Annotated in this window: 27 protein-coding genes; 13 read left to right on the top strand and 14 right to left on the bottom strand. The window is 70.7% G+C overall.

What is annotated here, in order from left to right; all coding sequences use genetic code 11:
• Positions 1-42: 42 nt before the first annotated feature.
• On the bottom strand, positions 43-672 hold the full coding sequence (locus tag AC07AG_RS02090; RefSeq protein WP_478750894.1) for a cysteine hydrolase family protein: 630 nt from the start codon (positions 670-672) through the stop codon (positions 43-45).
• A gap of 134 nt (positions 673-806) precedes the next feature.
• On the bottom strand, positions 807-1,799 hold the full coding sequence (locus tag AC07AG_RS02085) for a GlxA family transcriptional regulator (protein ID WP_478750892.1): 993 nt from the start codon (positions 1,797-1,799) through the stop codon (positions 807-809).
• Between the two features lie 230 nt (positions 1,800-2,029).
• Here AC07AG_RS02085 and AC07AG_RS02080 point away from each other — a divergent pair, with 230 nt between their 5' ends.
• The 4 genes from AC07AG_RS02080 to AC07AG_RS02065 all read left to right on the top strand — a co-directional run bounded on the left by AC07AG_RS02080 (position 2,030) and on the right by AC07AG_RS02065 (position 5,917).
• On the top strand, positions 2,030-3,082 hold the full coding sequence (locus AC07AG_RS02080; protein ID WP_478750891.1) for a methyltransferase: 1,053 nt from the start codon (positions 2,030-2,032) through the stop codon (positions 3,080-3,082).
• A 91-nt stretch (positions 3,083-3,173) separates the two neighbouring features.
• Positions 3,174-3,830 carry a hypothetical protein gene (locus tag AC07AG_RS02075; RefSeq protein WP_478750889.1) on the top strand — a complete coding sequence of 219 codons (657 nt, stop codon included), beginning with the start codon at positions 3,174-3,176 and terminating at the stop codon, positions 3,828-3,830.
• Between the two features lie 47 nt (positions 3,831-3,877).
• Positions 3,878-5,566, top strand: coding sequence for a murein biosynthesis integral membrane protein MurJ (gene murJ / locus AC07AG_RS02070; protein WP_478750888.1), 1,689 nt, complete (start codon positions 3,878-3,880; stop codon positions 5,564-5,566).
• Positions 5,567-5,674: 108 nt separating this feature from the next.
• A complete protein-coding gene (locus tag AC07AG_RS02065; RefSeq protein ID WP_478750886.1) occupies positions 5,675-5,917 on the top strand; it encodes a DUF6411 family protein in 243 nt (80 codons plus the stop codon).
• Positions 5,918-5,976: 59 nt separating this feature from the next.
• On the opposite strand, the gene AC07AG_RS02060 is transcribed toward AC07AG_RS02065, so the two are convergent.
• Together AC07AG_RS02060 and AC07AG_RS02055 are read right to left on the bottom strand one after the other, a co-directional pair.
• Complete coding sequence (locus AC07AG_RS02060; protein WP_478750884.1) at positions 5,977-6,594, bottom strand: TOPRIM nucleotidyl transferase/hydrolase domain-containing protein; 618 nt, start codon at positions 6,592-6,594, stop codon at positions 5,977-5,979.
• A gap of 73 nt (positions 6,595-6,667) precedes the next feature.
• The gene (locus tag AC07AG_RS02055; RefSeq protein WP_478750882.1) at positions 6,668-7,519 is read right to left on the bottom strand and encodes a LysR family transcriptional regulator; all 852 of its coding nucleotides are present in this window, start codon (positions 7,517-7,519) and stop codon (positions 6,668-6,670) included.
• A gap of 81 nt (positions 7,520-7,600) precedes the next feature.
• On the opposite strand from AC07AG_RS02055, the gene AC07AG_RS02050 reads away from it, so the two are divergent.
• Positions 7,601-8,095 carry a cupin domain-containing protein gene (locus AC07AG_RS02050; RefSeq protein WP_478750880.1) on the top strand — a complete coding sequence of 165 codons (495 nt, stop codon included), beginning with the start codon at positions 7,601-7,603 and terminating at the stop codon, positions 8,093-8,095.
• Between the two features lie 29 nt (positions 8,096-8,124).
• Positions 8,125-8,487, top strand: coding sequence for a DoxX family protein (locus AC07AG_RS02045; protein ID WP_478750879.1), 363 nt, complete (start codon positions 8,125-8,127; stop codon positions 8,485-8,487).
• Between the two features lie 8 nt (positions 8,488-8,495).
• Here the strand turns inward: AC07AG_RS02045 and AC07AG_RS02040 are convergent, their stop codons facing one another.
• The 4 genes from AC07AG_RS02040 to AC07AG_RS02025 form a co-directional block, all read right to left on the bottom strand.
• The gene (locus tag AC07AG_RS02040) at positions 8,496-8,927 is read right to left on the bottom strand and encodes a hypothetical protein (protein ID WP_478750877.1); all 432 of its coding nucleotides are present in this window, start codon (positions 8,925-8,927) and stop codon (positions 8,496-8,498) included.
• Between the two features lie 87 nt (positions 8,928-9,014).
• Positions 9,015-9,695 carry a M15 family metallopeptidase gene (locus AC07AG_RS02035; RefSeq protein WP_478752183.1) on the bottom strand — a complete coding sequence of 227 codons (681 nt, stop codon included), beginning with the start codon at positions 9,693-9,695 and terminating at the stop codon, positions 9,015-9,017.
• Positions 9,696-9,834: 139 nt separating this feature from the next.
• Positions 9,835-10,224 carry a hypothetical protein gene (locus AC07AG_RS02030; protein ID WP_478750875.1) on the bottom strand — a complete coding sequence of 130 codons (390 nt, stop codon included), beginning with the start codon at positions 10,222-10,224 and terminating at the stop codon, positions 9,835-9,837.
• A gap of 186 nt (positions 10,225-10,410) precedes the next feature.
• A complete protein-coding gene (locus AC07AG_RS02025; protein WP_478750873.1) occupies positions 10,411-12,822 on the bottom strand; it encodes a phosphoketolase family protein in 2,412 nt (803 codons plus the stop codon).
• Between the two features lie 338 nt (positions 12,823-13,160).
• Between AC07AG_RS02025 and AC07AG_RS02020 the strand changes: the two genes are divergently transcribed.
• On the top strand, positions 13,161-13,286 hold the full coding sequence (locus tag AC07AG_RS02020; protein WP_478752256.1) for a hypothetical protein: 126 nt from the start codon (positions 13,161-13,163) through the stop codon (positions 13,284-13,286).
• Positions 13,287-13,292: 6 nt separating this feature from the next.
• Here AC07AG_RS02020 and AC07AG_RS02015 read toward each other — a convergent pair whose 3' ends face one another.
• From AC07AG_RS02015 to AC07AG_RS02000, 4 genes are all read right to left on the bottom strand, one after another.
• Complete coding sequence (locus AC07AG_RS02015; protein WP_478750871.1) at positions 13,293-14,792, bottom strand: sialate:H+ symport family MFS transporter; 1,500 nt, start codon at positions 14,790-14,792, stop codon at positions 13,293-13,295.
• 97 nt (positions 14,793-14,889) lie between these two features.
• On the bottom strand, positions 14,890-15,588 hold the full coding sequence (locus AC07AG_RS02010) for an N-acetylmannosamine-6-phosphate 2-epimerase (protein ID WP_478750869.1): 699 nt from the start codon (positions 15,586-15,588) through the stop codon (positions 14,890-14,892).
• Entirely contained in the window at positions 15,585-16,541 is a 957-nt protein-coding gene (locus tag AC07AG_RS02005) for an ROK family protein (protein ID WP_478750867.1), read from the bottom strand. Before AC07AG_RS02005 ends, AC07AG_RS02010 begins: the two co-directional genes overlap by 4 nt.
• Complete coding sequence (locus AC07AG_RS02000) at positions 16,538-17,497, bottom strand: dihydrodipicolinate synthase family protein (protein WP_478750865.1); 960 nt, start codon at positions 17,495-17,497, stop codon at positions 16,538-16,540. The genes AC07AG_RS02005 and AC07AG_RS02000 overlap by 4 nt, the downstream gene beginning before the upstream one ends.
• 176 nt (positions 17,498-17,673) lie before the next feature.
• Between AC07AG_RS02000 and AC07AG_RS01995 the strand changes: the two genes are divergently transcribed.
• Positions 17,674-18,378, top strand: coding sequence for a FadR/GntR family transcriptional regulator (locus tag AC07AG_RS01995; RefSeq protein WP_478750864.1), 705 nt, complete (start codon positions 17,674-17,676; stop codon positions 18,376-18,378).
• 214 nt (positions 18,379-18,592) lie between these two features.
• Here the strand turns inward: AC07AG_RS01995 and AC07AG_RS01990 are convergent, their stop codons facing one another.
• Positions 18,593-19,330, bottom strand: a complete 738-nt coding sequence (locus tag AC07AG_RS01990) for a FadR/GntR family transcriptional regulator (RefSeq protein ID WP_478750862.1) — start codon at positions 19,328-19,330, stop codon at positions 18,593-18,595.
• Positions 19,331-19,547: 217 nt separating this feature from the next.
• Between AC07AG_RS01990 and AC07AG_RS01985 the strand changes: the two genes are divergently transcribed.
• Together AC07AG_RS01985 and AC07AG_RS01980 are read left to right on the top strand one after the other, a co-directional pair.
• The gene (locus AC07AG_RS01985; RefSeq protein ID WP_478750860.1) at positions 19,548-20,903 is read left to right on the top strand and encodes a sensor histidine kinase; all 1,356 of its coding nucleotides are present in this window, start codon (positions 19,548-19,550) and stop codon (positions 20,901-20,903) included.
• A gap of 334 nt (positions 20,904-21,237) precedes the next feature.
• Complete coding sequence (locus AC07AG_RS01980; RefSeq protein WP_478750858.1) at positions 21,238-21,735, top strand: MarR family winged helix-turn-helix transcriptional regulator; 498 nt, start codon at positions 21,238-21,240, stop codon at positions 21,733-21,735.
• A gap of 77 nt (positions 21,736-21,812) precedes the next feature.
• Here the strand turns inward: AC07AG_RS01980 and AC07AG_RS01975 are convergent, their stop codons facing one another.
• On the bottom strand, positions 21,813-22,976 hold the full coding sequence (locus AC07AG_RS01975) for a PP2C family protein-serine/threonine phosphatase (protein WP_478750857.1): 1,164 nt from the start codon (positions 22,974-22,976) through the stop codon (positions 21,813-21,815).
• Positions 22,977-23,152: 176 nt separating this feature from the next.
• Between AC07AG_RS01975 and AC07AG_RS01970 the strand changes: the two genes are divergently transcribed.
• The 3 genes from AC07AG_RS01970 (at position 23,153) to AC07AG_RS01960 (ending at position 24,969) form a co-directional block, all read left to right on the top strand.
• Positions 23,153-23,992, top strand: a complete 840-nt coding sequence (locus AC07AG_RS01970; RefSeq protein WP_478750855.1) for an RNA polymerase sigma factor SigF — start codon at positions 23,153-23,155, stop codon at positions 23,990-23,992.
• A gap of 52 nt (positions 23,993-24,044) precedes the next feature.
• A complete protein-coding gene (locus AC07AG_RS01965) occupies positions 24,045-24,269 on the top strand; it encodes a DUF5133 domain-containing protein (RefSeq protein ID WP_478750854.1) in 225 nt (74 codons plus the stop codon).
• A 412-nt stretch (positions 24,270-24,681) separates the two neighbouring features.
• On the top strand, positions 24,682-24,969 hold the full coding sequence (locus AC07AG_RS01960; RefSeq protein WP_478750852.1) for a hypothetical protein: 288 nt from the start codon (positions 24,682-24,684) through the stop codon (positions 24,967-24,969).
• The last annotated feature ends 167 nt before the right edge of the window (positions 24,970-25,136 follow it).

The following is a 25,136-nucleotide window of genomic DNA, read 5'->3' as shown; positions in this document are numbered from 1 at the left end:
GCCCCATGACCGGCCTGACCGGCCGCGACACCAGGTACCGGCTCAGGCCGGGAGCGCGTCGACGGTGGGAACGACGGTGCCGAACAGGTCGGTGATGGTGGTCAGGGCGGCGCTCTGGAGCGCGGCGGCGGACAGGACGGTGCCGTCCGGTGCGGCGAGGGAGCGGGTGGCGGTGGCTTCCGCGATCACGGTGGGGCGGTAGCCGAGGTTGAAGGCGCCCTGGGCGGTGTAGTTGACGCACATGTGCGTCATGAAACCGGCGAGGACCAGGTCCTTGCCGCTGCCCGGGGCGACGCCCAGGTCACTCAGCGTCTTCTCGAGATCGGTGGCGTGGAAGGAGTTGGGGAACTGCTTCACCACGACCGCCTCACCCTCCACCGGAGCGACTTCGTCGCTGATGGCCCCGATGTGGGCGCGGATGTCGTAGGGGGTGTTCTCACCGCCGTCGTTGAGGATGTGGATGACCGGGGTGCCCGCGGCGCGGGCTCGCTCCAGGAGGCGGGCGCCCGCCGCGAGCGCCGTCTCGGCGCCGTCGAGGGCCATGACGCCGGTGCGGTAGGTGTTCTGGAAGTCGATCATGATCAGGGCGGATTCGCTCAGCCGGGGCGGCTGGTTGTCCAGGCCGATCACGTCGCGCAGGGTCGTGGAGGGCTGATGCGTGTGCGTGCTCATGGGGTGCCTTTCGTGTTTCGCGGGCATGACGGGTCGCGGCATGAGGCAGGGCGGAGCCGAAGAGCTCGGGCTCGCCTGCATGCCGACGGGGTGGTGACGGTTGAAGGGGGTGAGGGTGCAGAGAGTGCAGAGGGTCAGGTGGTCTGGACGCGGAAGCGGCGACGGTAGGCGGCCGGAGTGGTGGCGAGCTGCCGGTTGAACGCCCGGTGCAGCGTCTCCACCGAACCGAGCCCGGCCGCTGCCGCAACCTGGTCGAGAGAGCCGTCGGTGGTCTCCAGCAGGCGGCGCGCCACCTCTACGCGGGCGGCTTCGACGTAGTCGGCCGGGCTGGTGCCCGTCTCCTGTTTGAACACCCGGGCGAAGTGCCGCTCGCTCAGGCACATCCGGGCCGCCAGTGCCGCCGCCGACAGGTCCGCGTCCAGGTGCTCGGCGATCCACAACCGCAGTTCGTCGATGTCGCGGCGGGCGGACGCGGGGCGGCTGAGCGGCACGGAGAACTGGCTCTGCCCGCCCTGGCGTTTGAGGTACATCACCAGCTGCCGGGCCACCGACAGGGCCACGTCCTCGCCCTGGTCCTCGGCCACGAGCGCCAGGGCGAGATCCAGGCAGGCACTGATCCCTGCCCCGGTCCACAGCCGGCCCCGGTCGGTGCGTACGAAGATGGGGTCCGGGTCGACCGTGACGGCCGGGTGCTCGGCTGCGAGCTGGGCGGCGGTCGACCAGTGGGTGGTCGCCGTCTTCCCGTCGAGGAGTCCGGCCGCGGCCAGCACGTGCGCACCCACGCACACCGACGCCACTCGGCGGGCGTGCGGGGCGGTGGCCCTCACCCACTCCACGACGTCCGTGTCGATACGGGCGAGGGGACCGTCGTCGGTCATGTCGACCGCGCCGGGCACCAGCAGGGTGTCCACCTGCCCGCGCACCTCGTCGAAACCCAGATCGGCCACCAGCCGCACTCCGGCCGACGTGCGGACCTCACCGGCGACCGGCCCGGCAAGGCGTACCTGATAGCCGGCGCGGCCCGCGGTCTCCCGGTTGGCCAGCGCGAAGACCTCGGCGGGGCCGGTGACGTCGAGGAGGTCGACATCGGGGAAGACCGCGATGACGACACGGTGCGGAGTGGGCATGGACCCATCCTCATCGCCGCCACCGATGGCCGCAATGACGATTCCCTGTCACATCCGGACATGAGCCAGGACGGCTCGGCTGAGGGCGCGGGCGCCGGGGCCGAGCGGCTCCACCGGGGCGGGAACATTCGTCCAAGACATCCGCTGCCGGTGTCGGCACAGTCGAGGGCACGGGCCAGGGCGACACCACTCGCCTCGACCGCGGCCCGGCAAACCGAGGGGAAGCGACGATGACGAACGACGACACCACGACGACGAACGACACCGAGGACGGCCGTGAGCTGGTCGCACGACTGGTGTTCGGAAGCCTGGCCGCGCAGACCGTTCGCGCGGCCGTCCGGCTGAGGGTGATGGAGCTGATCGGCGACAAGGAGCGGTCGGCGGCCGAAGTAGCCGCCGATGCCGGGGCACGTACGCAGCCCATGACCAGGCTGCTGCGCGCCCTGGCGAGCCTGGGCCTGCTGCGCGAACACACCGCGGGTTCCTTCTCGTTGACGCCCGCGGGCGCCGCCCTGGACCCCGGGCGGCCCGGCTCGGTCACCTCACTGGTCCGGATGTTCACCGAGCCGACGATGCTGCGCGCCTGGGAACACCTGGACGACAGCGTGCGCACCGGTGACGTCGCGTTCGACGCGATCTTCGGGAAGGACTTCTTCAGCCACCTCAAGGAATTCCCCGAGCTGTCCGCGGAGTTCAACGCGGCCATGAGCCAGGCGTCCAGGGCGACGGCCGCGGCCTTGCCGCACGCCTTCGACTTCGGCCGCTTCACCACGGTGACCGATGTCGGCGGCGGTGACGGCACCTTGCTGAGCGCCGTGCTGCGCGCACATCCGACCCTGACGGGCGTCGTCTACGACACCGAGGAGGGCCTGGCCCAGGCTCCGACGACGCTGGAGCGGCAGGGGCTCACGGCACGATGCTCCCTGGCGGCCGGGGACTTCTTCCGGTCCGTGCCGGGCGGCGCCGACGTCTACCTGCTCAAGAGCATCGTCCACGACTGGTCGGACGAGCAGGCGGTCACGATCCTGACCCACTGCCGCGCGGTGCTGCCGCCCGCGGGCCGCGTACTGATCGTGGAGCCCGTTCTGCCCGAGGTCGTCGACGCCCAAGCAGCCGGACTCACCTACCTCACCGACCTCAACATGATGGTGAACGTGGGTGGCAGGGAACGGACGCGGACCGACTTCGACGAGGTGTGCCGCAAGGCAGGCCTTTCCCTCACCTCGGTGACCCCGCTCGAACAGGCGGATCCGTTCTGCCTCATCGAGGCGACACCGGCGTGAGGACGAGCACCGTCACGACTTGATCACATCCTGCATGATTCAACCGTATGTGACCTAGCGTGTTCCGCCTGGCTCAACCTTGGGGGGACATATGCGCGTTCGCGCTACCGCGGCTGCCGCCGCCATGCTTCTGGCCGCTCTGACCGCGTGCGGTGGCAGCGATGGCGGCGACAGCGGCAAAGCCGATGCGAAGTCGTCGGACGGTTCGAAGGCCTCGACGGCGAAGAAGGTCGACTGCGCGGACGAGGACATCAGTCAGGCCGACTGGATGGAGCACTGCTCCGACGAAGGTGCCGGCGCCGACGCCGACGGGGACGGAACCGCGGGGAAGGCGACGGGCCTGAAGTTCGGCGAGTCCTACACGTGGCCGGACGGCCTCAAGGTGTCCGTCGCCGACGCGAAGGTGTTCACGGACTACGACGCCGAGCTGATGGAGTCCGCCGAGCCCGGCAACACCGACTTCCGCGTGAGGCTGAAGCTGACGAACTCCGGGAAGTCAGCGGTCGCCCTCGACGACCTGTCCGTCATCGTCGAGGGCGCCACGAAGGGCGGCGAGGCCGCGGCGACCGCGTTCGAGAAGGGGTCCGAGCCACTCGAGGGCCGCCTGGCCCCGGGGGTTTCCGCGACGAAGACCGACGACAGCGCCCTGGAGACGAAGTACGGCAAGAAGGTCGTCGTCACGGTGCAGCGCAACAGCGAGGACTTCGACCTGGACTTCCCGGAGTTCACCGGATCCATCACCGGGTGAGGTGACCTGCGGGTCGAGTGCCGATCTTGACGGCGTAGGTTGACCACATGGTGGAGGGGGCGAAGCCTGCGGTGCGGTCGAGGCCGCAGGAGCAGCGGGAACGGGGACGGGGACGGCATGCCGTCCGGCAGGAGAAGAAGCAGGGCGGTCTTGTCCGTTCGTCGATGCTGATGGCCGTCGGCACGGTGGTGTCGCGTGCGACGGGTCTCATCCGGCAGGTGCTGCAGGCCGCCGCGCTGGGCACGGGCTTGCTGGCCAGCACGTACAACACGGCGAACACGGTGCCGACGAGCCTGTACACGCTGTTGATCGGTGGCGCGCTCAACGCCGTCCTGGTGCCGCAGCTGGTGCGCGCCAGGGCGACACAGCCCGATGGCGGCCGCGCCTACGAACAGCGTCTGGTCACGCTCGTGGTGTGTGTCCTGGGAGTGGGGACGGCGTTGGCGGTCTGGGCGGCTCCGCAGATCGTGGGCCTGTACATGCGCGACACCCCCGAACGTCACGAGGCGTTCGAGCTGACGGTGACGTTCGCCAGGTTCCTGCTTCCGCAGATCTTCTTCTACGGCCTGTTCAGCATCTACGGACAAGTCCTCAACGCCCGCGAGAAGTTCGGCGCGATGATGTGGACACCGGTGCTGAACAACGTCGTGCTGGTCGGCATGTTCGCCGCCTACCTGACGCTGATGACGGTCCCCGACCAGGTCGAGGACATCACCACGGCGCAGGTGCGGTTGCTCGGGCTCGGCACCACGGCGGGCATCGCCGTACAGGCCCTGGCGCTCGTCCCGTTCGCGCGGGCTGCGGGTTTCCGCTTCCGGCCGCGGTTCGACTGGCGCGGCACCGGCCTTGGCACGAGCGTCCACGCGGCGAAGTGGACACTGCTGTTCGTCCTGGCCAACCAGGTCGCCCTGACCGTGGTCACGAATTACGCCAACGCCGCCGACCAGGAGCTGCCGCGGGCCGGCGCGGGCTACTCGGCCTACACCTACGCGCAGACCATCTGGCTGCTGCCGCAGTCGATCGTGACCGTGTCCCTGGTGACGGCTCTGCTGCCGCGCATGAGCCGGGCCGTCGCGGAAGGGCGGCTGGAGGACCTGCGCGCGGATCTGTCCCGGGCGCTGCGGATCAGCGGCGTGGTCATCGTGCCTGCCGCCTTCCTCTTCCTCGCCCAGGGGCCGCAGATCGCGTCGCTCCTGTTCGCCCACGGAGCAGCGGACGCCGCGTCGGCCCGCCCTCTGGGGTACATGCTGCAGGCCTTCGGGCTCGGCCTCATCCCGTTCTCGGCCCAGTACCTCCTGCTGCGCGGCTTCTACGCGCAGCAGGACACGCGTACTCCCTTCTTCGTGGCGGCCTGGATCGCGGGCGTGAACATCGCCCTGGCCACGGCCTGCCATCTGCTGCTGCCCGCCCGCTGGGCGGTCGTCGGCATGGCCGAGGCCTACACGCTGTCCTATCTGGCCGGCCTCGCGCTCACCGCGTACCTGCTGCGCAGGAGACTCGGAGCCCGCATCGACGACGGCAGCCTGCGCCGCACCTATACGAAGCTGCTGTGCGCCGCGGGTCCGGCCGCGGGCCTGGGCTGGGCCGCGACGCGTGCATGCGCGGGCCTGGGAAGCGGAACGTGGCCTACCGCAGCCGGGCTCTCGGCCGGGGTGCTCACGACGGCCCTGGGATATCTCGTCCTCGCACGGCTGATGAAGGTCAGCGAGCTGCGACGCCTGCCCGGCATGCGCTGAGTCCGGCGAGGCGAGTCGCAACCAGCCGGGCGGTCGGCGGCCGGGCCCGCGCATACACCTCTCCTGGCAGGGCACCCGGCTGACACGCCTCGACCCAGGGAGCACCTCATGATCATTGTCGGAATCGTCGCTGTCTGCGTCGTAATGGCCGTCCTCGCCTTCTTCGTGCCCCGCCTCTCGCGGCACCCCGAACGCGGCACTCAGCGCACCCTGGGGGCCGGATCGCGCGCCGGTGGCAAGGCCCCCGGCATCCTCGGCCGGATCTTCAGCAAGCCTTTCCGCAGCAGCTCCAAGGCCGTGGGCCGCAGCGGCGCGGCCGGTCGGCGCACCCGGGGCCGCATGCCCTTCTGAGCACTCCAGTCCCCTGTCCCCTGCCCTCTGACGGCTGTTCCTGAGAGGAGGCCAGGCCCTCACAGGCTCGTGAGGAGGTCGTCCAGCGGGGCCGGTGTCAGATCGGGGTCAAGGGCCTCGACGAGGAGGCGGCCGTAGCGGATCTTGCGGCCCTTCTTCGTGCCCAGGAAGCGCCGCAACTGCTGCTGCCGGGGCCTGCCGTGCTGGGCCGGCTGGCGCATGAAGGTCTGCCAGGCCCGCAGGTCGCCCTCGGCCCGGATGGCGTCCTCGACCCTCGCCGTGCCCAGCGCGCGGATGAGCTCGTCCTCCAGGTCGGACACGCACACGAAGAAGTCCACGCGCGGCGCCCCTGCCCGCTCCAGACCCCGGTCGTAGAAGCGCTGTTCGGCCACGTCGCACAGTCCTGCCAGACGCAGGCCGAGGCCGGGCGGCCCGAGGATCTCGGCGTAGCGGCCGATGCTCATCGCCCCGCCCATCGACACGACGCACACCCCCTCGGCGGCCAGGTCCCGGCCACGCCGTGCGGCCAGCGCCTCGACCGCCTCGCGGTCACTGGGCCCTTCCAGCAGCACGGCGGTCCGCACGCCCACTCGCTCGGCCAGATCACGCGCTGGGCCGCCGGGCCCGCCGGCCGCCCAGCCACTGACCGCGTCCCGGAACGCCCGCATGTCTGCCATGGAGGGAGTCTGCACCTTCCCCCTCGGCATGGCACGGCATATTCAGCGGTCACGGTCGGCGCGCCCGGCGCGCTCAGCCTCGGTAGGCGGAGATCGCGATCCGGACGAACGACCTGAGCAGCGGGTTGGTGTCGCCCTCGTTCCATGCCACCACCACGCGGCTCGCGGGCATGTCGGCCAACGGCACCACGGTGAGCCCCTCCCCCGGCTCGTGGTCCAGGAGGGTCATGCCGACGGTGCCGTTCCAAAGAACGGCTTGCCTGCACTCCGCCACGGCGCTGACCACCGGGCCCTCGCGAGGTTCTCCGCCGTTCCAGTACGACTGCCAGAGGGGATCGGTGCCCTCCGGGAAGACGAACCAGCGGCGATCGACCAGGTCCGCGGTCTTCAGGCTCTCGTGGCGGGCCAGTGGATCGTCGGCGCGCAGCAGCGCACCCACCGGGTCGGTGCGCAGCTCGTGGACCGTCAGGCCGGTCTCGTCGAACGGCCCCCGGGTCAGGGCGACATCGACAAGGCCGGCATGCAGTCCGCACGTCGGATCGGTCAGGTCGGTCTCGCGGATGCGCACCTCGATCTGCGGGTGCCTCCGGCGGTAGGCACCGGCCAGCCGCGCCACGCCAGGATCGGTGCTGTCCCCCAGGATGCCGACGGTGATGCTCGCGGCACCGGCCGCGGCGGCCACCCGTACGCGTACCCGGTCGGCCTGGTCGAGCAGGGAGCGCGCCTCGTCGAGCAGCACGGCACCCACGGCGGTGAGCGTGACCCCGGCGGACGATCGGTCGAACAGCGCGGCGCCGACCTCGGTCTCCAACTGTTTGATGGCCCGGCTCAGCGGCGGCTGGCTCATGTGCAGCCGGGCGGCGGCCCGGCCGAAGTGGAGTTCCTCGGCGACGGCCACGAAATAGCGCAGCGTGCGTAGCTCCATGCTGCGACGATACCCGTTCGGTATCGGGGTGGCGGAACAGGTCTTGGACGGTCGCGGTGCTCTGGCAGTGGAATCGGGGGCATGACCGACGAACCGAGAAACACCGAGCCGCCCGCCGCCCCCGCCGTATCGGTGGTCGGTCCGGGCGAGGGCGAGACGATCGTCCTCGGCACCACGCGACTGCGCGTGCTGGAGGACGGCAGCAACACCGGGCACCGCATCGGGCTCGCCGAATCGGTCCTCGCGCCGCACACGCCCGGACCGCCGCAACACCGTCACGCCCAGCACGACGAGGGCTTCTACGTCGTCTCCGGCACGGTGCGGTTCACGGTCGGCGAGAAGGACTACGACGCGAGCGCGGGCACGCTCGTGATGGTCCCGCCCGGTGTGCCGCACACCTTCGCCAACACGACCGGTCAACCGGCCGTCATGGTCAGCACGTTCACACCGGACCTGTACGTGCAGTACTTCCGTGACCTGCGGGCCATGATCGCCGGCGGCCAGGCCATGACCCCTGAGGCGACCGCCCGAGTGATGAGCCGCTACGCCACCGAACCCGCCACCGACTTCGCCTGAAGGTCCCGACCTCGACCATGGACCGAATCATGAACATCGCCTATTGGATCGTCGCCGGCCTGCTCTGCCTGTTCTACCTCTACGGGGGCGGGGTGAAGCTGGCCCGGAGCCGTGAGCGACTCCGTCCCATGATGGCCTGGGTCGACAGCACACCGATGCCCGCCGTGAGGGCCATCGGTCTTGCCGAAGTGCTCGGCGCGATCGGCCTGATCCTCCCGCCGCTGACCGGCATCGCACCCTGGCTCGCGATGGCCGCGGCCATCGGGTTCGTGGTCCTGCAGATCGGCGCGACCAGGGTTCACCTGAGCCGTGGAGACCGCCGGATCGCCCTCAACATCACGCTCCTGGTCACCGCGTGCGTGACCGTCCGGCTTGCGACGACATGGCTCTGAGGGCATCTCTAGCCTGCGTTCATCAGGGTCTCGAAGCCGGATTCGTCGCAGTACGACACGGCATGCCCCTCAGCGGTCCTGTCGCCGCTGATCGCCCGCGCGGTGTCGTCGAGGATGTGACTCCCGCCCTGGTCGAGCCCCTCCCGGTCCAGCCGCTTCGCGGCGGCGATGACCGTATACCCGGCGATGCCGGGCTCGGACGGCTGGGCGCTCTGTCCGTCATCCCCGTCGACACCACTGTCATCCTCGTCGACACCGCTGTCATCCTCGTCGACACCACTGTCGTCGGCCGCCGACTCGTTCCTGGTGTCCTGCCAACTGCCCAGCGCGGAGCAGTAGGTGTGCCGCCACTCCTCGTCCTGCGCGGAGTCGCGCGACGAGCAACCGCCCATCAGACCGACGACGACGAGAGCCGTCGCCGCTCGCATGGCTCTTCGCATGCCTGCCGTACCCCTGACCCTGCCGACCCTGCCGCGCCGCATGAACAGCCCCTCCCCTGAGCAACCAGTGAAGAGTACGGGCCCGCACTACCTCCCGTTGGCCGAGAAGTGCTGGTAGTCGGGGTTCACCCAGTGTCCGCCCCACTTCCAGCCGATCCTCCGCATGGCGGTCGACACGACGTCACCGGGGCGGATCATGCCCTTGACCACGCGGTCTCGCCGCAGGTACTTCTCCGCCGACTCCGGATGGACCCGGCCATGGACATCGACGTACGGATTCTCGACCGTGTTGATGTCGATCGCGTCGCCGTACGAGTGCTGCGACGTCCGGCCCGGGTTCCCGGTCACCCGGCGGCAGTTGAAGGCGGAGGTGTTGTCGGCCGCCATCGCCGCCGAGTCGTCGCCGCCGAACCCGGCCATCACCCGCATCCGGCGAATCGGGAACTTCGCCGCGAAGGCCTTCCGGAAGACGTACAGGAGAGGCTTCACCGAACGCTGATGGACGATCAGTTCACCGGCATGGACCCGGCCGTCGAAGCCCCAGTGGTTCATGCGGATGAGCCGGAGCCGACGGGGCGGTACGGGGCACCCGCGGTGGTAGGTGGAGCCGATCTTGGCCTTCGGCACGGCGGTGACCCGCGCGTCGAGGCCGGGCGCGGGGGCGCTGCGGGAGACCGGGGCGTCAGGAGTGCGCGCGTGCGCACCCGCATGGACGTCCGAGCCGCCGACGAGCACCAGGGCCAGGACCACAGGAATGACGCGAGGCATGATCTGCACGTTTTGACCCTAAATGCGTTCGGCGTCATCCTGGCGGAAGCCACCGCACCCGGCTGTTGAGGGAGGCGGGGAAACCGCCTGTCGACGCATGACCGGTCGACCGGCGGCAGGAGGTCAGGAGTTCAGGGGGTCAGCGCTGTCCGGCGGTCCTGCGTCGGTGCAGGTACACCGCGCCCGCGCCGACGGCGAGCACCGCGGCCCCGGCAGCCAGCTCGACCGGGTTGCTGCTGCCCTGGGAACCGCCCGTACCAGCGTGCACGCCGCCCCTGACGGCCGGGTCCGTGGAGTCGCACAACCGCTGCGCCGTGGACGCGGCCATGTTCGCCTCCTCCTCGGCGGCCTTCTTCTCCTCCGGAGTGGCGGACGGGTCGGCCTTCACCGTGTCGGCGTTCTTCTGCGTGATCTCCGCGTCGTCCAGAGCCTTCTGACAACTCGGCGACACGGCCTGCGCGTTGGGGGCGGCGATCGCCAGCGCGGCGCCCGCGAGGGCCAGACCGGTCAGCACTCGGATGGAACGCATGGATGTACCTCCAGTACGGACACGGCCCCCCGAAGCTCTCGTGCCCCGGAACGTGTTGCCGGCGTCGACCGCGCCCCTACCAACAGCCCTCCCGCCCCACGGCGTGTCCCTACCGGCAACACGCCGCGCGTCCCTCGCTCGGCCCACACGGACCCACTCGTCTGGCCGGAGAAGCTCCCCGGACGATCAGCCCTGCCAGGACCAGTCCCGCACTTCCGGCAGGTCGACGCCGTGCGCCCGCACATAGGCGTGGTGGCGCAGCCTCATGTCCTCCATCTGCTGGCGCACCTGGACCGCGCGGACGCCCAGGCCCGGCACGCGGTCGATGACGTCCATCACCAGGCGGAAGCGGTCCAGGTCGTTGGCGACCACCATGTCGAAGGGCGTGGTGGTCGTACCGCGCTCCTTGTACCCGCGCACATGCAGGTGCGGATGGACCGCACGCCGGTACGCGAGGCGGTGCACCAGCCAGGGGTAGCCGTGGAATCCGAAGATCACCGGCTTGTCCCGGGTGAACAGCGCGTCGAACTCGGCGTCCGGCATGCCGTGCGGGTGCTCGCCCTCCGGCATCAGGCGCGCGATGTCCACGACATTGACCACGCGCACCGCGAGGTCCGGCAGATGGCCGCGCAGCAGGCTCGCCGCTGCCAGCACCTCCAGGGTGGGCACGTCCCCGGCGCAGGCGAGCACGACGTCCGGCTCGCGCTCGGTGGTCTCGCTGCCGGCCCAGGTCCACACCCCGGCGCCCCGCGCGCAGTGCGCCCGTGCCTCGTCCAGGCTCAGCCAGTCGAAGCCGGGCTGTTTGCCGGCGACGATCACATTCACGTAGTCGCGTGAGGCGAGGCAGTGCTCGGCGGTGGACAGCAGCGTGTTGGCGTCCGGCGGCAGGTAGACCCGTACTGCCTCGGGGCTCTTGTTGAGTACGTGTCCGATGAATCCGGGGTCCTGGTGCGAGAAGCCGTTGTGGTCCTGCCGCCACACATGGGAGGTCAGCAGGTAGTTCAGTGAGGCGATCGGCGCCCGCCAGGGCAACTCGCGGGTGGTGCGCAGCCACTTGATGTGCTGGTTGACCATCGAGTCGACGATGTGCACGAACGCCTCGTAGCAGGAGAAGAGACCGTGGCGTCCCGTCAGCAGGTAACCCTCCAGCCACCCCTGGCAGGTGTGCTCGGAGAGGATCTCCATCACGCGTCCGTGCCGGGAGAGGTTCTCGTCCACGTCGTGGATCTCCTCCTGCCAGGCCTTTCCGGATGCCCCGTAGACCGCTTCGAGCCGGTTGGACGCGGTCTCGTCCGGGCCGACGAGCCGGAAGTCGCGCCGCTCGGCGGTGTCGGCCATGACCTGCCGCAGGTAGCCGCCGAGGACCCGCGTCGGCTCGTTCAGGGTGGCGCCCGGCTTGTCCACGTCGACCGCGAACTCCTCGAGCGGCTTCAGCGGCAGCGAGCGCAGGAGCAGCCCTCCGTTGGCGTGCGGATTGGCGCCGAGGCGCAGGGTGCCCTGCGGGGCGATGTCGACGAGCCCGGGGGCAGGGCGACCCTCGGCGTCGAACAGTTCATCCGGCCGGTAGGAGCGCAGCCATTCCTCCAGCTGGTGGCGGTGCTCGGCGCTCTCCCGGACGTTGGCGAGCGGCACCTGGTGCGCGCGCCAGGTGCCTTCCACCGGCTTGCCGTCCACCGTCTTGGGGCCGGTCCAGCCCTTGGGGGTGCGGAGCACGATCATGGGCCAGCGGGGCGCGGGGGCGTCCTTCGGGCGCTCGGCATCGGAGTCGGCCCTGGCCGTGCGCTGCAGCGCGGCGATGCGGTCCAGGCAGCGGTCCAGGGCGATCGCGAAGTCCCGGTGGACCGTCATGGGGTCGTCGCCGGTGACGTGCACGGGCTCGTATCCGTATCCGCGCATCAGGTCGTCGAGCTGGGCCTCGGGCAGCCGGGCCGGGATCGTCGGGTTGGCGATCTTGTAGCCGTTCAGGTGCAGGATCGGCAGCACCGCGCCGTCGTGCACCGGGTCCAGGAAGGTGTTCGAGTGCCAGGAGGCGGCAAGAGGTCCGGTCTCGGACTCTCCGTCGCCGATGACGCACACCGACAGCAGGTCCGGGTTGTCGAACGCTGCGCCGTAGGCGTGCGAGAGGGAGTAGCCGAGCTCGCCGCCCTCGTGGATGGATCCCGGCGTCTCGGGGGCGACATGGCTGGGTACTCCGCCGGGGAACGAGAACTGGCGGAACAGCCTCGCCATGCCCTCCCCGTCGCGGGTGACGTCGGGATAGGTCTCGGTGTACGTGCCGTCCAGCCAGGAGTTGGCGAGTACCGCGGGCCCGCCGTGCCCGGGGCCCCAGATGCAGACGGTCTGCAGCCTCCGCGCCTTGATGGCCCGGTTGAGGTGCGCGTGCACCAGGTTGAGACCGGGCGAGGTCCCGAAGTGGCCGAGGAGGCGCGGCTTGATGTCATCGGCCGCCAGGGGGCGCCGCAGCAGGGCGTTGTCCATCAGATAGATCTGCCCCACCGAGAGGTAATTGGCCGCCCTCCAGTACCGCTCGATCGCCTGCAGTTCGGCATCGGAGGGGGGTTCGGCGGGTGAGGAGGTGGTCACCGCGGGATCGCCCATGGCTGCTCCTTGTAAGAGGGACGGCAGACCGGACACACCACAGCGGTGGACCGGCACGGCGGCGCGCGCCCTCCCGCCCTGGGAGAGGGGCGAGAGCCGCAGGGCGCCACCGGATGAGTGACCGGTCACGCTCAACGTAATCGCGCGCCGGACCACCCGCCTCCCGGAGTCGGCCGGACGCATGGCCCGCGCCACCGGGTCTTCCCGTCGCCGAGTTGTCTTGCTCGGGCGAAGGCGCTGGGCCGTCTGGCCGACAGCCATGGGCCGTTGGCCGTTCCCGCGAACAGCCGGGCGGCTGGAACGACGCCAAGCACCTGCTGGGCTTCCGCGTCTTCGGCGTGGCCATCGGCGCCCCGGACGCCGCCGGGAGCGGCTCGGTCCTCGAGGTCCTGTGCGACAACCTCAGGTCTGTCGAGGACCTCACGGACGTCCACGCCGCCGCCGACCTCTTCCGCGTGATCTGACTCCTGTCAGGTGCGGGCGGTGTCCCCGGCCGTCGGCGCCGGCTCCCGCTCCTTCGATGGCTCTGTCGGCCCCGACGGCTGGGACACCTCTGCCAGGTGGTCCCTCTCCGCGTCCGGATCCGTGAGCCGGTTCAGGCGGGCCGGTACGTCGAAGCCCACGAGGAGCACCACGATCACCGTGCCCCCGAACGTCAGCACGGCCAGGGCCTGCCCCAGATCCATGCCGGAGGCGAGATGCGCCCCGAGGACCGGCGCGACCGCACCGCCGAGGGCGCCCACGTTGTACGTGAAGCCGAGCGCCGCGCCCCGGCTCTCCGTGGGGAAGTGGCCGCCGATGTAGCGCGGGAGCAGACCGGAGATGCCGAAGCTGGTCGCCTGGAGCAGGAACAGCAGGACGCCGAGCAGGAGCAGGTTGTCGTGCACCGCGAACACGGGGTAGACGAAGGCGAGCGAGCCGAGCAGCGTCAGCGCGTACGCCTTCTTCGCGCCGATCCGGTCGCCGAGGAAACCCGCCGCCCAGCAGCCCACCATGGTGCCGAAGCCCGCGAAGTAGAGGACATCGGTGACCTGGTCCGTGCTGTAGCCCAGGTCGGTCTTCAGATACGTGGGCAGCAGCGCCTGGATGGGCCAGGAGTAGAGGAACGCGAAGAACAGCGTGACGATCATCGACAGGTACAGCGCCCAGCCGCGCTTCCCGCCGAGCTGGACGGCGAAGGCGGCCAGCGAGAGCCCCGCGACCACGGAGAGCACGGGCACCAGGCCGGCGCCGCCCGGCGTGAAGACCAGGAAGAGGGAGAGGGTGGCGACCACGGTCAGGGCCGTGTTGGCGGTCGCCCGGCCACGGGTGGCGAAGAGCGGACGGAACGGGTTGGGCTTGGCGCCCTTCTCGGCGACAGACTCGGTCCACTCCGCCGCTTCCGGCAGCGCGCGCCGCATCCACAGCGCGACGGCGATCGGGATCAGGCCGAGGTAGAACATCCACCGCCAGCCGAGCGAGGGCACCACCCAGTTGTAGACCTGGGCGGCGAGCACCGAGCCGACCGAGAAACCGGAGATGAGGAAGCCGCTCGCCCGGCTGCGCAGCTTCGCGGGCCAGCTCTCCATCACGTACGTGGCGCTCGCGCTGTACTCCCCGGCCATGCCCATGCCGATGGCGAGCCTCGCGGCGAAGAGGCTGTGGTAGTTCCAGGCGAATCCGCAGGCGAACGTGCCCAGGGAGTAGAGCAGGATGCTCAGCACCATGGAGGCCTTGCGGCCGTACCGGTCGCCGAGGGCGCCGAGGACCGCGCCGCCGAGCCAGCGGGTGATGAACGCGCCGGAGATCAGACTGGCCGCCTGCACGGTGCTGAGGCCGAACTCGTCGCTGATCTCGGTGAGGACCAGCGTGATCAGGACGAAGTCGAAGCCGTCGAGGACATATCCGATCCAGGCGGCGAAGAACGACTTCCACTGGGTACGGCTCACTTCGCGGTACCAGCGGGGCTTGGCGGGTGATGAGGTCTGCACGGTGACTCCATGATGCGGGGCGACGCTCGTCTTTGAGCAGCCGGTCGCCTGAGGGGACAGGTCAGTGCTGGAACGGACAGGTCGGTGATGTGACGGGTCAGTGCTGGGCGAGGCCCGCGACGAAGCGGGCGGTCAGGGCCGTGGGTGCGGTGATGGCGGTGCCGACGACGACGCAGTGGGCGCCTCGGACGAGGGCCGCGGCGGCGTCTTCGGGGGTGTTGATACGGCCTTCGGCGACGACCGGGACGTCGATCGCGGCGGCCAGCTCGGCGACCAGCGTGAGGTCGGGGCCGGTCTGCCGTGGTGTGCCGGGAACGTAGCCGGACAGCGTGGTGGAGACGAAGTCTGCGCCCTGCGCGGCTGCGGCGACCCCCTCGGCGAGCGTGGAGACGTCGGCCATCACCAGCGCCCCTGCCGCGTGGACCGCGGTGACGAGCTCGGCGAAGGCGGAGCCGTCGGGCCGCGGCCTGTCGGTGGCATCGGCGGCGACGACGGCCGCGCCGGCTTCCGCGATCGCCAGGGCGTGCCGCACGGTCGGGGTGATGTAGACGCCGGTGTCGCCGTCCTTCCACAGACCGATGACCGGCAGGTCCACGGCGGCCACGACGGCCGCGACGACGTCGGGTTCATTGGCGCGGACGGCCACGCCTCCCCCGGCCGCCGCCGACCGCGCGAGCCGTACGAGGGTGCCTGTCTCCCGCATCGGATCACCGGGCGGCGCCTGGCAGGAGACGATCAGGCCGCCTCGGAGCTCGGCGGCGAGATCGGACGCGGCCCAGGTCTGGTGCGTGCTCATCGAAGGGCTCCCGGGTGGTGGAGGGGCAGGCTGGTGGTGAGGGCGGCGGCGCCGAGCACCGCCGCGTCGTGACCGAACCGGGGAGCCTGCGGGACGAGACCACGCAACGGCGGCATCAGTTCAGCGGCGAAGGCGGCGGCCAGGGCGTCCGTGTACAGGGCGCCGATCCGGGGGACCCCGCCGCCGACGACGACCCGGTCGGGGCCAAGGGCGTTGGCGAGCCCGCCGAGCGCCTGTCCGGCGGCGGCCGCACCCGTGGTGATCGCGTGGACGGCGTCCGCGTCACCCTGGGCGGCCCGCCCGGCGACGGTCTCGAGGCGGTCCACCGCGGTGCCGGTGAGCCGCCGGTAGTGGGCGGTGATCGCGGGCCCGGATGCGATGACCTCCAGGTGTCCGGTGGCGCCGCAGGTGCAGGGCAGCCCGGCCGCCCGGGGGCTCGGCACATGACCGAGGTGGCCCGCGATGCCCGCGGCGCCGTGCAGCATCCGACCGTCGACGGCGACGGCGCCCCCGACGCCGGTCCCGATCGCGGCGAACAGCAGCGAACCGTGCTCCGCGTCCAGCGCCGCGAGCTCCGGACCGGCCGTGGCCCGTACGTCGTTGTCGCAGGCCACCGGCAGCCCGGTCCGGTCGGCGAGCCCGGCTGCGAGGGCCGTGCCCGCCCAGCCGCTGATGGAGTCGGTGGCGCTGGTGACCCGGCCGGTACGGGGATCGATGACCCCGGCGGCGGCGATGCCCAGCGCCGCCGCGCCGCGGTCCGGGTCGACCTCGGCGGCGGCGGCCGCCAGCGCGTCGAGCACGGCGTCGGGACCGCTGCCGGCCGGGGTGGGCCGGGTGTGCCGGGCGAGGACGGTGCCGTCCTCGCCGACGAGCGCGGCAGCGATCTTCGTACCGCCGAGGTCGAGGCCTATGAGCGCGGCGCCGATGCCGCCCTGCGGGAAGCCGGAGCTCATCGGACCGGCGACAGACCGGCCGCGCGCAGTCGCCGCGCCACCAGCGCGACCGACTCGGCGGACAGCTGGATCTGCGGGAAGGCGGTGTCCCCGCACTCGATGATGCCGAGCAGCTGGAGCGCCGCCTTGAACGAGCCGAGCGCGGAGGAGCTGCGGCCCATGTCCGCCTCCGGACCCACGTCGACCATGGCGAACAGGTCGACGAGCTGCTCCTGCTCCTTCGCGGCGAGCGCCCAGTCCCCGGCCCGCGCGGCCTCGTACAGCCGCACGTATCCGGCCGGGTCCACGTTGCCGATGCCCGGGACGACGCCGTCGACTCCGGCCAACAGGGCCGCGTCCACGGTCAGTTCGGACCCGGTGAGCACGCTGAACCGCGGGGCCGGTCCCTGGGTGCGGCCGTCGCGGCCGCCCAGTTCGACGATCAGGCGGCGCAGTCCGCCCTCGTCGCCGCTGCTGTCCTTGAGTCCGGCCAGCGTGCCGTCCTCGGCCAGGGCGCGCACCAGGCCCGGGGCGAGCTTGCTGTGGACGGCGACCGGGATGTCGTACGCGAACAGCGGGAGGTCCACGCTCGCGCGCAGGCGGCGGAAGTGCGCGGCGATCTCCTTCTCGTGGGTGCGGGTGTAGAAGGGCGCGGTCGCGACGAGGGCCTGCGCACCCAGTGCGGCGGCGGCCTTGGCGTGCTCGACGACGCGTGCCGTCGTCGTGTCGATCACTCCGGCGAGGACCGGGACCCGGCCGTCGGCGGCGTTGACCACGGTCTCCAGGACGGTGGCTCGCTGCTCGTCGGTGAGGTAGGCGACCTCGCTGGTGGACCCGAGGGCGAAGAGGCCGTGCACTCCCCCGTCGACGAGGTGGTCGACGAGCCGGGCGAGGGACGCGGTGTCGACCTCTCCCCGGGAGTCGAGCGGGGTACAGACCGGCGGGACGACGCCGCGCAGCGGTGCGGACAGAGACATGGTGAGGGCTCCAGCTCAGAGGGGGACTCAGGGGGGACTCAGGGGGATACATCGGCCCGCCGTGCGAGACGGCGACGCGGGCAAGACATGGGACGTAAGATGTCCTACGTCTTGCCGTACCTTAAACAGATGCTCCCGCCGCCGGTCAAGGGGCAATCGCACCTCAGGAGGATGTTGTGGCTCGCCCGACCACGGCCCAGGACACCGAGCGTCGACTGAAGGAGCTGATCCTGGAGCGCAGGCTGGCCCCCGGTGACGCGCTCCCCACGGAGGCCGAGCTGACGGAGCTCTTCGGGGTCGGCCGGGTGACGGTGCGTGAGGCGCTGAAGGCGCTCCAGGCCGTCAACGTCGTCGAGATCCGCCGGGGCTCCGGCACCGTCGTCGGCTCGCTCTCGCTGTCACCGTTCGCCGAAGGCCTCGCCTTCCGGGCCGCCATCCGGCACCGCCTGGGCGAGCCGGGGCTCTTCGAGCTGATGAAGGTGCGGGAGGCCCTGGAGGCGGGCCTGGTCGGCGCGGTCAGCGCGGGGATCCCCGCCGAGGACCTGGCCGTGCTGCGCGGCCTCGTCGGCGAGATGGAGACCGAGGCGGTCGACGGCCGGGTGGCGCGCTCCACCGACCGCGCCTTCCATCTCGCGCTCTACGCCTCGCTGGACAGCCATCTGCTCAGCGAGGTCCTCGACGCGTTCTGGGCAGCCATGGACCGCGTGCGCGGAGATCTCGACGACGGCCATCAGAACCCGGCCGTCACCTGCGCGCAGCACCGCGAGATCGTCGACGCGGTCGCGGCGGGGGACGGCGACCGCGCTGTGCGCGCCATGCGGACCCACTTCGACGGCATCCGCACCCGCCTGGAACCGTCCGCGGACCCGTCTACGGAGTGACCGGGGCCCCGGTGTCCGGGCACCCGCCGCCCAGCCGGCCCAGGTCGAAGGACGTGCAGGCGATGTGGGCGTAGTCGCCGCGCTCGTAGAGGAGCCCGACGCGCCCGCCCGGCAGCCGGGTCAGGGTCGCGTAGTCCGCGCTGCCGGGATCGACGACCTTCCTGATCGGCCGGGTCCCGCCCCTGCAGGGCCATCGGGAGGACGTACGACCAGGTCAGGCCTGCGCGGCGTCCCGGGCGCGGGCCTCGGAGATCCGGCGCCGCACCGGCGCGTAGTGCTCGCCGAGCGACTTCATGAAGGCGGGGACGTCACCGGCCCGCGCGGCGTCCACGATGCTCTGATGCGCGGCGATGGTCTCGGTCTCGTCGGCGTGCGTGAACCCGTCCAGGTGCGGCGCGACGATCGCGAACACATCCCAGAAGGCCATCGAGAGCTGCTCGACGAGTTCATTGCCGAGCGGTTCCACGAGCAGCGCGTGAAACGCCCGGTCCGCCTCCACGAAGCCGCGCCCCTCCCCCTCCCCCGCACCCTGCTCCCGCATGGCGGCCACGAGGCCTTCCAGCGAGTCGAGTTGACCGGGGCTGAGCTGCGTGACGATCCGGTCGGCCATCCCGCGCTCGACGAGTTCGCGTACGTCGACGAGGTCGGCGAGGACCTGGAAGTCGTCGCCCGGCGAGAGCAGCCCGCGGAAGGTCAGGCTCTCGACCAGGGCCGAGAGGCTCAGCCTGCCGACGTACGTGCCGTGGCCGTGGCGGACCTCGACGATGTCCAGAGCGTCGAGGATCTTGACGGCCTCGCGCACGCTGGAGCGGCTCGCGCCCAACGCCTCGCACAGCGCAGGCTCGGTGGGCAGCGGATCCCCGGGGCGCAGCCGCTCCTCGAGGATGTAGCGCTTGATGCCCTCGGCAACCTCCTGCCGGAGCAACTGCCGGCCGGGCTTCGCGCCGGACATGGATGAACTCCCCACCTCTTGACCCCTTTCGACTGCCGAGCTGCGTTCACACGCTACCAAGGCATCAGACATCTGACGTCTCATGCCAGAAGGGGCGAATCCCGGCGGAGCCGCTTGGGGGAACGGGTACGTCATCCAGGATGGTGGGCCGTGAGCACCCTCGAGGATCCGATCACCAAGGCCATCGCGCGCTCGCTCCCTTCCGCGACGGACGGCGGTGCGCCATGCCACCGCGCGGGATGTCGCCGTGGTCGCCTCGATGCTGCTGGTGCAGACCGTCCTGGCCGTGGTGCCCGCCGCCCAGAACGGCCGCGCGCCGGACATGTGGGGCTGGTTCCTGCTGACCGCCATGCCACTGGCGCTGGTCCTGCGCAGGCGTGCGGTATGGACCGCGGCCATCGCCGTCCTCGTACTCAACGCCCCTTACCACCTGCTCGATTACACGCACACCGCGGCGCTCCCGGTGGGCATCGTCGTGCTGTTCCACCTCGCCGCCGCCGGTCCACCGAGCCGGACCCTGCTCACTCTCGGCGGCGCGTTGGCTCTCATGACGGCCGCCGCGCTCGCGCTGGGGCAGGCGGACACCGTGCCCGACATGCTGCGCGACGCAGGCTGGCTGGTCGCCGTCGCCCTGATCGGCGAGGCCCTGCGGATCCACCGCCGGTACGTGGACGCCCTCATCGACCGCGCCGAGCACGCCGAACGCACCCGCGAGGAGGAGGCCGCCCGGCGTGTGGCCGAGGAGCGTCTGCGTGTCGCCCGCGACCTGCACGACCTGCTCGCGCAGAGCATCACGCTGATCGGTGTGCAGACCTCGGTGGCGGCACACCTCCTCGTCGAGAATCCCGACGGGCTCGACCGCGCGTCCGTCGCCGAGGCGTCGGAGGGCATCGCCAAGACCTGCCGGAGCGCGCGCGGTGAACTCCGGACGACCCTCGTGACGCTGCGGACGAGCGACACCGACGCCGATCCCGACACCGACGCCGATTCCGATTCCGGCTTCAGCTCCGGCTGCGGCTCTCCCGACCATGCGGGTGGCACCGCCCAGGCGGCCACCGCCACTGCGGACGCCCACGACCTGCGGCGACCGCCGCACATCGCGGGCCTTGCCGACCTGGTGCGGACGGCGCGGGCGACCGGCGCCCACGTCGTACTCGACGTACGGAACGCGTCGGCCCGGCAGGCGGACCCCGCGATCGCGAAACCGGTGCCCGCGGCCGTGGGAACCGCCACGTACCGCATCATTCAGGAGGCCCTGACCAACGCGGTCCGGCACTCCGGCGACGGCGTCCATGTGTGGGTGACGGTCGAACACACCGAGAACGGCGACGCGTTGAGAGTCGTCGTCCTCAACGGCAGCAGCAAGGGCGGCAAGAGCAGCAAGGTGAGTACGGGCCCAGTCGCGGCCGGCTCGACGGGCGGGTTCGGCCTCATAGGAATGCACGAACGCGCCCGCAGCGTGGGCGGGACACTCGCCGCCGCACCGAGCAGCGACGGCTCGGGGTTCGCGGTCCGCGCCCGCCTCCCCCTCGACGCACCCCCCGGACTGCCATCGCCTCCGCCCCCGGCGTGAGCGCCGTCAGGGAGGCCGCGACCGGAAGCTTCCCGAATCACGAACCGGTCGACGGAGCCCAGGCGGGTTCCACTATGCTTCCTCGCACCACCGCCCGCGCCGAGATGCGATCCGAGCCGGGTGCTCCACCAACGCGCCCGTCGCACCGTGCCCCGTCAATGGAGAGATTCGCCGGGGCCGACGCGGTTTCCTGGGGCTGCCGGCCGTCGTACGCACCGTCCTCGGACTCCGCGGCATGAGTGTCCCTGTCAGCCGAAATCGGACCACGGTGTGTGGGCCGTGCCCCGGTGGCAAGATGTACAAGTGAGACAACGCCGATCGGAGTGTCATCGATATGGGTCTGAGTCCCGAACCCGATCGCAGGTCCCGGGATGCGGCTCATGCGGGTTCCGAGTTCATCGAACTGCTCGAGGTCATGTGGGAGCAGGGGCGTGAGGCCGTTCCGACGGGACCTGTGTCTCCGTCCCAGTTGCGTGTGCTGTACGCCCTTGACCGCGAGGAGGGCATCAATCTGCGGATGCTCGCCGAGGCCCTGGGGTCCGCTCCCCCGTCCGTGAGCCGCCTGTGCGACCGCCTGCAGGCCACGGGACTGATCGAACGTACGGCGAGCCCGGTCAGCCGACGCGAACTGGAGCTGCGGCTGACCACCCACGGCAGGGCATACCTCGCCGACCTGCGAAAGCAGCGGGAGAGCATCCTGATGTCCACCATCGACGCCATGCCGCCCAAGGCCCGGCGTGCCCTGCTCGAGGGACTCAGGGGCTTTCGTGACGTCGCGACCGCTTCGGAGCAGGACGGCGACGGAGCGAGAACCTGGCGCTCGGTCGGTTAGACCTGGCCACTGAGGTGCCGGGCCGAGCAAGACGCCGGGCCGACCCCTTGGCCGGCCCGCTCGCCCACCGTCCTCGCCTACCGCCCGAACCAGTCGAGGCAGACCACGAGGGCATCGTCGTCCAGGGGCAACGAGCCTCGGTAGTCACCGAGATCACGCAGCACGGCCTGCGGCACCTGCGACGCAGGCAGCAGGCGATGCGCGGACAGGGACCGTGCGAGCGCCCGCTCCCCGTACAACTCCCCTGCTGCCGATACGCCGTTGTAGACGCCGTCGCTGCCCACCAAAATGCGGTCACCCGGTTCCAGCTGCAGCCGCTCCGCGACGTAGGCCGTCTCCTCGAACATGCCCAGAGGCAGCTGCGCGTCGAAGCCGACGGACTCGACCGCCCGCCCCCGGAGCCTCCACATACGGGGGGATCCGGCATCGACGGCCTCCACCTCGCCGGTGGCGAGATCGAAGCGCAGCAGCAGGACAGAGGCGTGCAGCGCTCCCCTGTACTGCGCGTAGACGGCCTGGTCGGCGAGGCTTGCCTGGCCGGGGAGATCGAGCCCCGCGCGGCGAGCGTTGCGCAGCGCGTTCACCACGAGGTTGGTGAGCAGCGCCGCCTCCATCCCCTCGCCCATACCGTTGGTCACGGTGAGCGTGAGGTGGTGCGCCGAGACCGACCAGTCGAAGTTGTCGCCGAAGATCGCATACGCGGGCTCCAGGTGGGCGCCCAACGAGAATTCGGGACGTGCCACCGAGCGCCCGGGCAGCAGCTGCCACTGCATCTCGGCGGCGAGCGTGAGGCGGGCGGCCCTGCGCGCGAGGAGGTACAGATCCGTGTCGCGTTCGGCGACCAGGATCTCGTGGCCGAGCGCCTCGCAGATGCTCTGCATCTCCGGCAAGTGGCCCGGGTCGAAGCGCTCGTCGGGAACGGTGACGGTGAGGACGCCCATCCGGTCTCCCCGGACGGTCACCGGCAGATGCACGGTCGCCGCGCCCTGAGCGGCCTTCGGCTCGATGCGAGGTTCCTGGGCACCGAAGGCCCTGCCCTGCGGACTGCCCTGGATGGACACCGGCTCAGTGGTGTACGGCACTTCCTCCACCACCTGCAGGGTGGTCAACCCGTAGTCGGCGAGCCGGAGTTCCACCCTCTCGACCCCGTACTGCTCCCGCAGGGCCGCGGTCACGGCATCGAGCAACAAATGGGGAGCCGCACTGCGCAGTGCCCGCTCGACGGCAGCGAATCTGTCCACTTGATCCTGCTTCTCGTTAACGAATGCCTGGCTGATGCCGGGCAACCTCTCACATCGTACGATGCACGGAGACAACTATTTCCTCACAGCAAGAAAAATTGGGTCAACGCACATGCCTCCCGCGCTGCGGGGCAGGGGCCGTACGAGGAAGTCGTACCACCAGGGGAGGTAGGGATATGTCACTGATCTCTGAACATGCTGTCGAGGGCGCGCTGCCTTGGATCGAGGACACGGACAAGGTGGCCCCGAAGGATGCCCGAGCGCTGTCGAAGCTGTTCTTCGACCGGTTGCAGACCTTGGAAGAGGGCACCCACGAATATCAGTACGCACGCAACACCCTTATCGAGATGAACCTGACCCTTGTACAGTTCGCGGCCCGCCGGTTCCGCAACCGGGGCAACGGCGACATGGAAGAGATCATCCAGGTCGGCACCATCGGCCTCATCAAGGCCATCGACCGCTTCGACCTCAGCCGCGAGGTCGAGTTCGCCACCTTCGCCGTCCCTTACATCCTCGGCGAGATCAAGCGGTTCTTCCGGGACACCACCTGGGCCGTGCACGTACCTCGCCGGCTCCAGGAGCTGCGCGTGGAACTCGCCAAGGCGAAGGAGGAGCTCTCCACCCGTCTCGACCATGATCCGACGGTCAAGGAACTCGCTGAGCACCTGTCCATCACCGAGGACGAGGTCCTGGACGGCATCGTCGCTTCGAACGGTTACACCGCGGGCTCCCTGGAGGCACCCACCGACGGCGGCGAGAGCGCGGCCGCGCCGACGCGCACCTTGGCCGACGTACTGGGCGGCCCTGACCCCGCCATGGAGACGGTGGAGGACCTGCACACCCTTGCGCCGCTGCTCGACGAACTCGACGAGCGGGAGCGCCGCATCATCGAAATGCGCTTCGGCCAGGAGATGACGCAGTCGCAGATCGGCGCCGAACTCGGCTTCTCGCAGATGCACATCTCCCGCCTCCTCACCGGCACCCTCAACAAGCTCCGCGCCGGAATGCTGGCGTGACGCCGAGATCCGCACCACCCACACCCCGACTGTGCCGAGAAGGAGAATCCCCGTGCTGAAGGCTCACCCCGCGATACTGCGTGACCTCGTCGAGCAGTACGGCGCGCTCAAGCTTCGGCAGGCAGAGCAGGACTCCCAGGACACCCGGCGCCAACTGGAAGACGTCACCTACACGCTGTGCGTCTCCACCGGCACGCACACCGCCGAAGCAGCGCTGGTCGCCGCAGGGAAACAGCTGACCACAGCACTCCGCGACACACCGACCGCGAGCGTTTAGCCGCCTGCCGCCCGTCACCTCGCCTTGCCCAGCGGGCACATCTGCTGATGGATCGCCGACAGCCGGCCTCGGGTCACCATGACCGCCCCGAGGCCGGCACCCCATAGAGTGTGATCACGCTCGATCTGTCCCTGAGCTCCCTGGGTTCCCTGTCCTCCGTGAGCCGGACGTCCGAGCCGGGGACACAGGCGCATTCCACCAGGAGAAGCTCATCGACCGTAACGCGGCCATATCCGTCGTCCTGCTCCCTTTGCTGCTCGCCACCGCCTGCTCGGCCGGCGACAGCTCTCGCACCGCCGACAGGCCGTCCGCAGCGACCGCCTCGGCCCCTGCCTCATCGGCGCCGAGCGCCGACGCGCGCGCCGTGGCCAAGAGCCTGAGTCTTCCGGCTCACTCGAAGTACCTCGTACCGGTGCGCAAGGGAGAAGGCTCCGCGGACCTTCCCGACTTCACGCCGAGCAAGGATGCGTACTCGGTGCACATCAAGTGCTCAGGGGCCGACACCCTGAAGGTCGTCCGGCGCGGGCACCCGAAGGACGACCCCAGCACCATCAGCTGCGCAAGCCCGGTGACCGTCGGCATGGTCCACATCAAGCCTGCGCGACAGAAGCTGGCCGTCCAAGCGGATGACCGCGCTCGTTGGACTCTCGCGATCGTGGACGGCGTCGGCCCCAACGAGCCTCGTCCCAGCGCTGGTTGATCAGGTGACTCACTCGCGGTCCCCCGCCGAGGGAGGCCGCCGGTCTGCCGCACCCCAATGCGGCCGACCGACGGAGCCGAGCGTCCGAGGCCGTTCCGACGCTTTGCACCCCGCGTCACGTGTGCCCCATCCGTCCCTCGGCATGCACCCTCCGTCGGGTGAACGTC

It is taken from the genome of Streptomyces sp. NPDC044044 (assembly GCF_056434405.1).
The sequence above is the reverse complement of the archived record's forward strand: the minus strand, read 5'-3'. Positions and strand labels throughout refer to the sequence as shown.

Coding starts and splice junctions, on each gene's coding strand:
- AC07AG_RS02090 (WP_478750894.1), bottom strand. CDS start 672: ATGAGCACGCACACGCATCAGCCCTCCACGACCCTGCGCGACGTGATC.
- AC07AG_RS02085 (WP_478750892.1), bottom strand. CDS start 1,799: ATGCCCACTCCGCACCGTGTCGTCATCGCGGTCTTCCCCGATGTCGAC.
- AC07AG_RS02080 (WP_478750891.1), top strand. CDS start 2,030: ATGACGAACGACGACACCACGACGACGAACGACACCGAGGACGGCCGT.
- AC07AG_RS02075 (WP_478750889.1), top strand. CDS start 3,174: ATGCGCGTTCGCGCTACCGCGGCTGCCGCCGCCATGCTTCTGGCCGCT.
- murJ (WP_478750888.1), top strand. CDS start 3,878: ATGGTGGAGGGGGCGAAGCCTGCGGTGCGGTCGAGGCCGCAGGAGCAG.
- AC07AG_RS02065 (WP_478750886.1), top strand. CDS start 5,675: ATGATCATTGTCGGAATCGTCGCTGTCTGCGTCGTAATGGCCGTCCTC.
- AC07AG_RS02060 (WP_478750884.1), bottom strand. CDS start 6,594: ATGGCAGACATGCGGGCGTTCCGGGACGCGGTCAGTGGCTGGGCGGCC.
- AC07AG_RS02055 (WP_478750882.1), bottom strand. CDS start 7,519: ATGGAGCTACGCACGCTGCGCTATTTCGTGGCCGTCGCCGAGGAACTC.
- AC07AG_RS02050 (WP_478750880.1), top strand. CDS start 7,601: ATGACCGACGAACCGAGAAACACCGAGCCGCCCGCCGCCCCCGCCGTA.
- AC07AG_RS02045 (WP_478750879.1), top strand. CDS start 8,125: ATGAACATCGCCTATTGGATCGTCGCCGGCCTGCTCTGCCTGTTCTAC.
- AC07AG_RS02040 (WP_478750877.1), bottom strand. CDS start 8,927: ATGCGAAGAGCCATGCGAGCGGCGACGGCTCTCGTCGTCGTCGGTCTG.
- AC07AG_RS02035 (WP_478752183.1), bottom strand. CDS start 9,695: ATGCCTCGCGTCATTCCTGTGGTCCTGGCCCTGGTGCTCGTCGGCGGC.
- AC07AG_RS02030 (WP_478750875.1), bottom strand. CDS start 10,224: ATGCGTTCCATCCGAGTGCTGACCGGTCTGGCCCTCGCGGGCGCCGCG.
- AC07AG_RS02025 (WP_478750873.1), bottom strand. CDS start 12,822: ATGGGCGATCCCGCGGTGACCACCTCCTCACCCGCCGAACCCCCCTCC.
- AC07AG_RS02010 (WP_478750869.1), bottom strand. CDS start 15,588: ATGAGCACGCACCAGACCTGGGCCGCGTCCGATCTCGCCGCCGAGCTC.
- AC07AG_RS02005 (WP_478750867.1), bottom strand. CDS start 16,541: ATGAGCTCCGGCTTCCCGCAGGGCGGCATCGGCGCCGCGCTCATAGGC.
- AC07AG_RS02000 (WP_478750865.1), bottom strand. CDS start 17,497: ATGTCTCTGTCCGCACCGCTGCGCGGCGTCGTCCCGCCGGTCTGTACC.
- AC07AG_RS01990 (WP_478750862.1), bottom strand. CDS start 19,330: ATGTCCGGCGCGAAGCCCGGCCGGCAGTTGCTCCGGCAGGAGGTTGCC.
- AC07AG_RS01980 (WP_478750858.1), top strand. CDS start 21,238: ATGGGTCTGAGTCCCGAACCCGATCGCAGGTCCCGGGATGCGGCTCAT.
- AC07AG_RS01970 (WP_478750855.1), top strand. CDS start 23,153: ATGTCACTGATCTCTGAACATGCTGTCGAGGGCGCGCTGCCTTGGATC.